8 protein-coding genes and 1 tRNA gene are annotated in these 7167 nt (G+C 52.7%); all 9 read right to left on the bottom strand.

Annotated elements, in window-relative coordinates; genetic code table 11:
* Nucleotides 1–45: 45 nt before the first annotated feature.
* Nucleotides 46–555: a hypothetical protein gene (locus EJP87_RS02485; RefSeq protein ID WP_130470283.1), complete on the bottom strand. Its 510-nt coding sequence runs from the start codon at nucleotides 553–555 to the stop codon at nucleotides 46–48.
* Nucleotides 548–1021, bottom strand: coding sequence for a hypothetical protein (locus EJP87_RS02480; RefSeq protein ID WP_130470282.1), 474 nt, complete (start codon nucleotides 1019–1021; stop codon nucleotides 548–550). Before EJP87_RS02480 ends, EJP87_RS02485 begins: the two co-directional genes overlap by 8 nt.
* 26 nt (nucleotides 1022–1047) lie before the next feature.
* Entirely contained in the window at nucleotides 1048–1467 is a 420-nt protein-coding gene (locus tag EJP87_RS02475) for a hypothetical protein (RefSeq protein WP_130470281.1), read from the bottom strand.
* Nucleotides 1468–1724: 257 nt separating this feature from the next.
* On the bottom strand, nucleotides 1725–2924 hold the full coding sequence (locus EJP87_RS02470) for an AAA family ATPase (protein WP_193771077.1): 1200 nt from the start codon (nucleotides 2922–2924) through the stop codon (nucleotides 1725–1727).
* The gene (locus EJP87_RS02465; RefSeq protein WP_130470279.1) at nucleotides 2921–4054 is read right to left on the bottom strand and encodes a toprim domain-containing protein; all 1134 of its coding nucleotides are present in this window, start codon (nucleotides 4052–4054) and stop codon (nucleotides 2921–2923) included. The genes EJP87_RS02470 and EJP87_RS02465 overlap by 4 nt, the downstream gene beginning before the upstream one ends.
* 11 nt (nucleotides 4055–4065) lie before the next feature.
* Nucleotides 4066–4323: a helix-turn-helix transcriptional regulator gene (locus tag EJP87_RS02460; RefSeq protein WP_227657412.1), complete on the bottom strand. Its 258-nt coding sequence runs from the start codon at nucleotides 4321–4323 to the stop codon at nucleotides 4066–4068.
* A 113-nt stretch (nucleotides 4324–4436) separates the two neighbouring features.
* A complete protein-coding gene (locus EJP87_RS02455) occupies nucleotides 4437–5324 on the bottom strand; it encodes a hypothetical protein (RefSeq protein WP_130470278.1) in 888 nt (295 codons plus the stop codon).
* Nucleotides 5314–6495 carry a tyrosine-type recombinase/integrase gene (locus tag EJP87_RS02450; RefSeq protein ID WP_130470277.1) on the bottom strand — a complete coding sequence of 394 codons (1182 nt, stop codon included), beginning with the start codon at nucleotides 6493–6495 and terminating at the stop codon, nucleotides 5314–5316. Before EJP87_RS02450 ends, EJP87_RS02455 begins: the two co-directional genes overlap by 11 nt.
* Before the next feature lie 181 nt (nucleotides 6496–6676).
* A tRNA-Ser gene (locus tag EJP87_RS02445) sits at nucleotides 6677–6766 on the bottom strand.
* Between the last annotated feature and the right edge of the window lie 401 nt (nucleotides 6767–7167).

Here is a 7167-nt window from a genome sequence, read left to right as displayed (position 1 = left end):
GGGTCACGCCTGCCAAAATATTTTGATCACGCCATAAAATCAGTTTTACCCGTCGCCTCCTTTCTGCTCTGCATTTTTTGCAGCAAGAGCCAGAGCAAATGCAATCTTTCGCGCAATCTTTTCTGGATCTCGTTCTTTTTTCTCTGGTGCCGGTGGTGGTGCTGGCACCTGTGCCGCTGGCCGATACTCCGGCTTCCGTGCCCGCAACATGGCCAGCAGCAGAGAATCAGAATATTTACGCACAGTTCCGACCAGTTGCCCACCCTGATAAACTGGCTCTTGCCAGCCATCAACACCCCTTTGCCGTGCCGCTTGCTCCAGACTATCAGCAAATGATTCCAAGGCGTTATCCCATTCTTCGGCAAACTCTGGATTTGTTGCCCGAAAAGCGTACAAGGTTTTTCGACTTGCCCCCGCCGATGCCGCCGCATGGGTGACGACGCCCCCCAGCGCCAGAGCCTTCAGAAAAATCTGCCGCCGCTTGGATGGAAAGGCCGGTGATGCCGGTTTACCCTGACACTGTTGCATTTTTGTCACAGTTGGTTTTTCAGCCATTGTTTCCCACCTTCAAAATCTCTTCCAATTCAGGCATTTCACCATGGTGAATATGTACGGTCAGTTGCTTCATTACACCGCCGGAAGGAGGCTGTTGAGGGGTTGGATCTCGATAAACTGGTGCATTAAAAGATCCCCACGCATTAACAAATAAAACCCCCTCCACGCATTCCAAACACCCGACCAGCAACGGCCCCCCCCACATCGAAGTAGCAGTCACAAACCGCCCCACCTCACGACTTCCAACAAAGGCTGTCCACTCTCCATAAATTGGTTGCTCACCGCGACGAACCCCTGGCTGTTTTTTTGCTGGACGGGCAAGAATTACTGCAACATGGCGCCCATTAAGCTGGCCGGATAGCATTGTTTTGCCCCCCGCCGTGTGACCCCGTTGCAACAGGCCCAACAAACGACGGCGGGGGTGCTCGTATTCTTTAGCTCTTTGTAATGCAGTTTCGTCAAACATTGAAAACCTCACTTTGTAATTGTTATTTATCGCTTGCCGTCGGTCCGATGGAGACCGCATCGCCACTCGCCAAGCTGCCCATGCTGAAGATCCACGCCAAAACCATGCACTGCCCACCGCCCGCAGTCGCTGCACCAGTGCCAGAAGCCGCCGCCGTGACTCTCTGGCTTCAAATACCGCCTTGCGGGATGTGGCAGATCCCAGTGCAAATTCCACGGCCATAGCACGAAATGATTCCGAAACTCCTGTGCCGTCGTAGGTGCAAGCTCCGGCTCACCCACGCCGGATAAAAATCTCAATATCGCCCACTTCGCCGCCTTCACTTGCGCCGACAAATCATCAGGCACCAGGGCTGCCCGGCGCAGAGTCAGACGGTCCCTACCAGATTGGATGATCTTTGCGCCGTGCTGTTCTACCTCCAAAAGCAACGCTCGAATCTCACTCATCGCGAACCCCCAAAGCCCTATAAAGGGGGTGGTGTCCTGAAACACCATCCCCCTATAAGGGGTAGGACACCAGGACACCAAAAAACATCAACAAAATCAATATGTTCTGGTATCCTAAAAAACCAGGACACCAGGACACCAGGACACCAGGACACCAGGACACCAAACTTTTCCTAGTGTTTTCAGTATGTTATGGTGTCCTGAAAAAAAAACAGGACACCTCAGGACACCAGGACACCAGGACACCAAACCGAGGTTTAGAACTCTTCATCTTGCCCCCCTGAGTCATTTTTGCTGGCCGGTATGTGCAGGTGGTACCCGCTCCCCTTTAGGACGGGTCTTTGCTCGATAACACCCAAATGAATGGCCTCCTCCACCTTGGCGGTCAGCTTATCCTTGGACAGTCCGAATGACCCACTATCACCAAAATGAGCAATAACGAAACTCCTCTGGCTGAACAAACGCCCGGTTCGTGCGTAATCGCGAACCAAATCGGCAATCTTTGTGATGACCGGATCCGGCCCACCATCGGCAACGCGGCCTGGCCCTGGCGGTGTGGTTTGAGACAAAACACCATGCAGCCCCCTTTTCATCCAAATGTCATCCGCCAGCGCAGAATAATTTGACTTTACATGACTCAAAACTATGTAGTTTTTGAGTTCATCTTTGGGAATGTGGCGAGCCTCTTTCTCATCCGGTCTGTTTAGCAACAGAACAGAACGTGCACCATCGACAATTGCGCTTGAACCTCGAACAGCCGCTTGACTTCTATCACTGTCACGCATAGATGCTTTGGGGGTGTGGTGCAAAAGCAGTACAGCGGCATTTGTTGTTTGAGCAATAAGCTCAAATTGTTCTACCAACATCGTCATATCAGCCGCAGAATTTTCATCCCCACCATTTGCTCTGGATATGGTTGAGAAGATTATCAACCCCACATCGCCAACGGCCTGCACGGTTGCAGCAATCCGCTGCGCAAATCCCGTTGCCATGACCATCCCTTGTTTGGTGTCGGTCATGCGGCAGTTCGTACCGGTCAGCGACTTAATAAAAACGTTTTGAGCAATCAGTTCCCGCTCATGAGGGGAGTATTTTTGAGCTTCGTAGTACAACCCTCTAAAAAGTTCGCTCTGCTCATCCTCTGAACCAAAATAAACTACTCTGCATTTCGTCGTTTTCAGGCCCATAAAATTGGCGCCTGTCCCACAACAACAGGACATTACTCTAGCCAAAGTATCTTTGCCTGTGCCTCCTGGCCCAGCCAAAAGCGCGACAATGGCGCGATAAATTAAATTTTCTATGATTGCCGCTCTTTTTGGTGGCGGTTCGATCATCGCTGCAATCGTCAATGCTCGATGGTCCATTGGATCAAACAGGAGTTCCACCTCTGGCGCATCGTTTGCCGGTGCAGGAACGTGCGGAATGCTGCCCTTTAGAGCCTCTGCAAATGGGTTCATGTGCGCCCCCATTGCGTCAAGATGTCTAGCCAATCCAAACCCTTGGCACCTTCAGGAATCAGCCCTGGGGGTGTCAGGATGCGAACGGTGCGGTCCTCTGATGCCAGATGGTCGGCAAGTGTATGCGCCGCACGTTGCCCTGCGCCGCTTGCATCAAGGTCAGCCCAAATGCAGATGTTCCGAGCCTCACGCGGCAATTGAACATTCTCCATTACTCCAGCAGTCAAACAGGCCCAAACAGGCCCGCCGGTTCCTAAGCGCACGGCAAGCGCAGTCTCGACGCCTTCAGTCAAATGCAGGGTGTCGCCGCCCAACGGGTATAAGCGAACCGCTGCGCCCGTGTATGCTCCATACCACAGCTTTGGGGTCAGCTTTTTCACCCCTGGCACATCGGCCTTGCTTCCGTCGTCGCTTAGGTATGTGCAGTGTAGTCCAATCGTTGCACCATCGATTCGCTGCACACGCGCCACAAGTGCCGGATAATCTCCGATGTGCCGCCTCTCATGCCAATACATCAGCCCCTGATGAAAACCGATAACCGATGAATCTGGCAGATCATCCATTATTTTGCCGATGCCCCGTTGGTACAGGTACAGCCTTGCCGGTTCCGCCGCCGGATCGGTCAGAGGAACAACGCCCTCGGCAATGGTCTGGATCCGTTGCCACGCCTTCAGATCCGGGGTGGGTGCCGCCGATTCCTGCGCCTGTGTCGCATGCACTCGTGGCATGGTCTGTTTGCCGGTGCGGTGGGTCCATCCGAGAAAATCACACAACGCATCCATTGTTGTCGGAAAATCCCATCCGTTCGCCCACATAATCGCCGCGATTCCATCAGGGAATACCCCGCAAGTGTTGCAGACCCCACCGCCGGTTTGGGATGCGTCACCGTATAGGCGCAGACCATCTTTTCCCCCATGGATCGGACAAGGAACGTGCCGGGGGAACCGTGCAACGGCATGCGCAAGACTCGGAGCGATTCGCGGGAGAGCGTCAAGCCAACGCCCGGACATTGCCGCTTTGACTTCGGATGTATCGCCTTGCCTTTCGTCGCGGAAGTTGCTATTATTTCTGTGATTTTGGTAGTTTGTTGTGCGCCCCCGGTTGCCGCCGGGGGTTTTTTGCGTCTCCATGGGGGGGCACCTCAGCCCGCCGCCTGAGCCAAGGTATCAATCAACGATCGAACATCTTCAACGCGCCAACCAGTTGAATTTGCGCCAAGTTTTACAGGCTTTGGAAATCTACCGTTCTTGACCCCGTTCCACCAAGTGGCCGGGCAAACTGGGATTAGCGCCGGAATTGGAGGGGTTGCTTTCTTGTCGCCCACAATCTGCTTTAACCGCAGAAATTCTGTTTCCGGCAAAGTTGTCAGAATTCGATTTGTTTGGGTTTTGTCGCTCATCGGTACACCTCGCATGATGAAATTAAACATGCTTGGACAGTACCGGCATTTGCTTTATGTTGTCAAAAAGGTGGGGGTGGTGCTTTGACCATAGCGGATGGTGAGGACAACTTTTACTTTGCCATGCTATAAGGTAATTTTATCGTGTCAGGGTCTGGCCGTCCGGCCTGCAGCCATTTGCTCACCCATTCTGCCACTTTCTTATGGGCTGGTGGATCGTCCTTCCCCATTTTCTCCTCATCCCACCACTGACCTGGATATTTCAGTATCACGGCGGCAACTCTGTTTGCAGAGAGTGTTTTCCCGTGTAGCAGATTTTCTTCATGTGCATTTTGGTTCTCTGTTGCCCACTTCGCCCCCTGGCATATGGCAATGACATGCGTTCGATATGGCTCATTTTCTGGCAGAAAGCTCCAAGGGTCACCACTCGCTGCCGCCTGCCCTGTTCCAGCCAGAGGGGGTTCATTATGCCCGTTCGCATGCTCCGGTGGTGACGGTGCAGACTCCTCGCGCCATTCAGATACCCATTCTAGAAAATGACCAGGGGAAGCAAGTTGCGCCAGATCCGCAAAATTACAGATCAAGCTATCGGGAAGATCAGAATCTTTTGCCTTACCATCATCGATTGCAATCTTGATTCGAGCCTCAAACACAGATCCCCATTCGCGCCCTTGCTCGTGATCTTCTTTATTGCCATCGCCGAAACGGAAGCCAAACCCCCGCAAGGTATCTATCAGCCCATGAAATGGAACGTGCCCATTCCTTGCTGCCAACAGCATGAACGGCCTCAGATCCACCATGCGCCTGTGCATGCCGTATGCCTCATCTCTGCACCATGGTTTGTTTGGTTCGCTGTCAACACACTGCATCAGTTGATTGATTCGGCCAATAGTTGCAAGCGCCATCTCCACTTGCTGGCCAAAGAGGAACAAATTGCATGCGCCATGAATCTGCATCCAGTATGATGCGCCAATTTTTTTTGCCTGCAGATCACTTTCCATCACAGTACCGTCCCCAATCAGCCATCAATTGCCGCCGCTTCTCAAACAGATCCCCCCGACGATATGCACCCTCAACGCCTTTCACATCATGAGCAAGCGCCATCTCGCAAACTTCGTTCGGATAGCCTGTTGTCTCTGCCGCCCAGTCTCGGAAGGTCGATCTAAACCCATGCGTTGTTAGGTCTCCTCGCTCCATGCGCCGCAACGTCATAAGCAATGCCATATTGGAAAGCGGTCTACCTGCCCGCATGCCAGGGAATATATAATCCGGTTGCCGTTGCTCCTGCATCCGCTCCAGAACCGTCATGGCTTGGTCACTCAATGGCACCCTATGTTCCCTGCCCGCTTTCATCCTGTCGCCTGGAATGGCCCACACCTTGGCCGCAAAATCTATCTCTCCCCACACCGCCCCCAACGTCTCGCTGGTCCTGGTAGCAGTCAGGATGCAAAACGCCAAAGCCAACGCTGCAACACCCTCTTGTTGTGCAAGGGCACGCATAAACCCCGACACATCCGCATAAGGCAACGCTGCATGATGCTCCACCTTGGCCACTTTGACCTTTGCTGGCAATAACTGGTCAAGATGCCCTTTCCATCTGGCTGGATTCTCCCCGATCCGATAACCTCGCACAGTTGCCATGCTCAAGACAGACTCAATCCGTCCCTTTACCCTTGATGCCGTTTCTGGCTTCTCCTGCCAGATAGGGTTCAGAATCTGCAGCACGTGATCGGTAGTTACCTCAGAGACTGGCATGGTCCCGATGATCGGATAGGCGTATGTCTCCAAGGTACTGGCCCACTGCGCCGCATGTTTGGTATTGCTCCATCCGGCTTTGTTCGCCTCGATGAACTCATCAGCACATTGCTTGAATGACTTGGCGGGTGCCGCCTTTTGCCGCTCAATGTCCCGGTCTACAATGGGGTCTACCCTCTCTATTAGTAACTTCCTGGCTTTGGCCGCTTTGGTTCTGGCCTCCTCCAAAGAAACATCCTGCACACTGCCCAGCCCCATTTCCCGATTCTTACCCCTGAGCGTGTAGCGTAGTACCCATGATTTGGCCGCCTGACTGGTCACCTGCAACCAAAGGTTGCCGCCGTCGCCGTACAATCCTGGTGTGCGGGTCTTGGTGACCTTTAGTGCCGTCAATTGCCCTGGTGGTTTTCTGGCCATATCCTGCCCCCTCTTCCGTCTACCCACGATGCTACCCACGATCAGCCTACCCACGATGCTACCCACGATGACATGGCAAATTTGGCTGTTTTCGGTTAAACCGCCTTAGACAGAGTATACTGGAAATGTCTATATTTTCAAAGGATTTTTAGACTGTTTTGGACAAGACTAGACAAGGAAATGGCGGAGGAGCAGGGATTCGAACCCTGGGTGAGGTTGCCCCCACAACGATTTTCGAGACCGTCCCATTCGACCACTCTGGAACTCCTCCGTCGGCTACTGCGGTATCTTATGCAGACGCGCATGGTAACCAATTCTGTGCAGGCAATCAAGGTGGTTCCAACAAATTACCCACCCTTTTTTGCAACAAGAGCAGCAACAATCCTCTCCTCCTCTGCTGTGTCAAAGCGCTGGCATGGCGCAAACCTCTCAAGCAATATCCTGTCGCTTGGCTTGGCACTTTTCCTGACTCTTCTGTCTGCCAGCATCTGAGACAAATTGATAAACAATTAATAAAACAAAGAAAGCAGGCTTTCGTCAAACATAATATTGCGCCTTTTTCTGCCTCCAAATGAACGGCATGGTTTGTGCTTTTCTGCGTCAGGAGTTCCAGATGTGTTTCACCATCACTCTTCCGGCAAATTGGAAGTTTTGTTGCACTTCCCTCTTTCC

The sequence above is a fragment of the Candidatus Magnetaquicoccus inordinatus genome, from assembly GCF_004217665.1.
Classification (GTDB): domain Bacteria; phylum Pseudomonadota; class Magnetococcia; order Magnetococcales; family Magnetaquicoccaceae; genus Magnetaquicoccus; species Magnetaquicoccus inordinatus.
Note: the sequence above shows the minus strand (reverse complement) of the source record. Positions and strands in the feature narration are given on the sequence as shown.

Excerpts from the sequence above, each read along its gene's own strand:
- EJP87_RS02480 (WP_130470282.1), bottom strand. The coding sequence starts at position 1,021 with ATGTTTGACGAAACTGCATTACAAAGAGCTAAAGAATACGAGCACCCC.
- EJP87_RS02450 (WP_130470277.1), bottom strand. The coding sequence starts at position 6,495 with ATGGCCAGAAAACCACCAGGGCAATTGACGGCACTAAAGGTCACCAAG.
- EJP87_RS02475 (WP_130470281.1), bottom strand. The coding sequence starts at position 1,467 with ATGAGTGAGATTCGAGCGTTGCTTTTGGAGGTAGAACAGCACGGCGCA.
- EJP87_RS02485 (WP_130470283.1), bottom strand. The coding sequence starts at position 555 with ATGGCTGAAAAACCAACTGTGACAAAAATGCAACAGTGTCAGGGTAAA.
- EJP87_RS02470 (WP_193771077.1), bottom strand. The coding sequence starts at position 2,924 with ATGAACCCATTTGCAGAGGCTCTAAAGGGCAGCATTCCGCACGTTCCT.
- EJP87_RS02460 (WP_227657412.1), bottom strand. The coding sequence starts at position 4,323 with ATGAGCGACAAAACCCAAACAAATCGAATTCTGACAACTTTGCCGGAA.
- EJP87_RS02465 (WP_130470279.1), bottom strand. The coding sequence starts at position 4,054 with ATGGAGACGCAAAAAACCCCCGGCGGCAACCGGGGGCGCACAACAAAC.
- EJP87_RS02455 (WP_130470278.1), bottom strand. The coding sequence starts at position 5,324 with ATGGAAAGTGATCTGCAGGCAAAAAAAATTGGCGCATCATACTGGATG.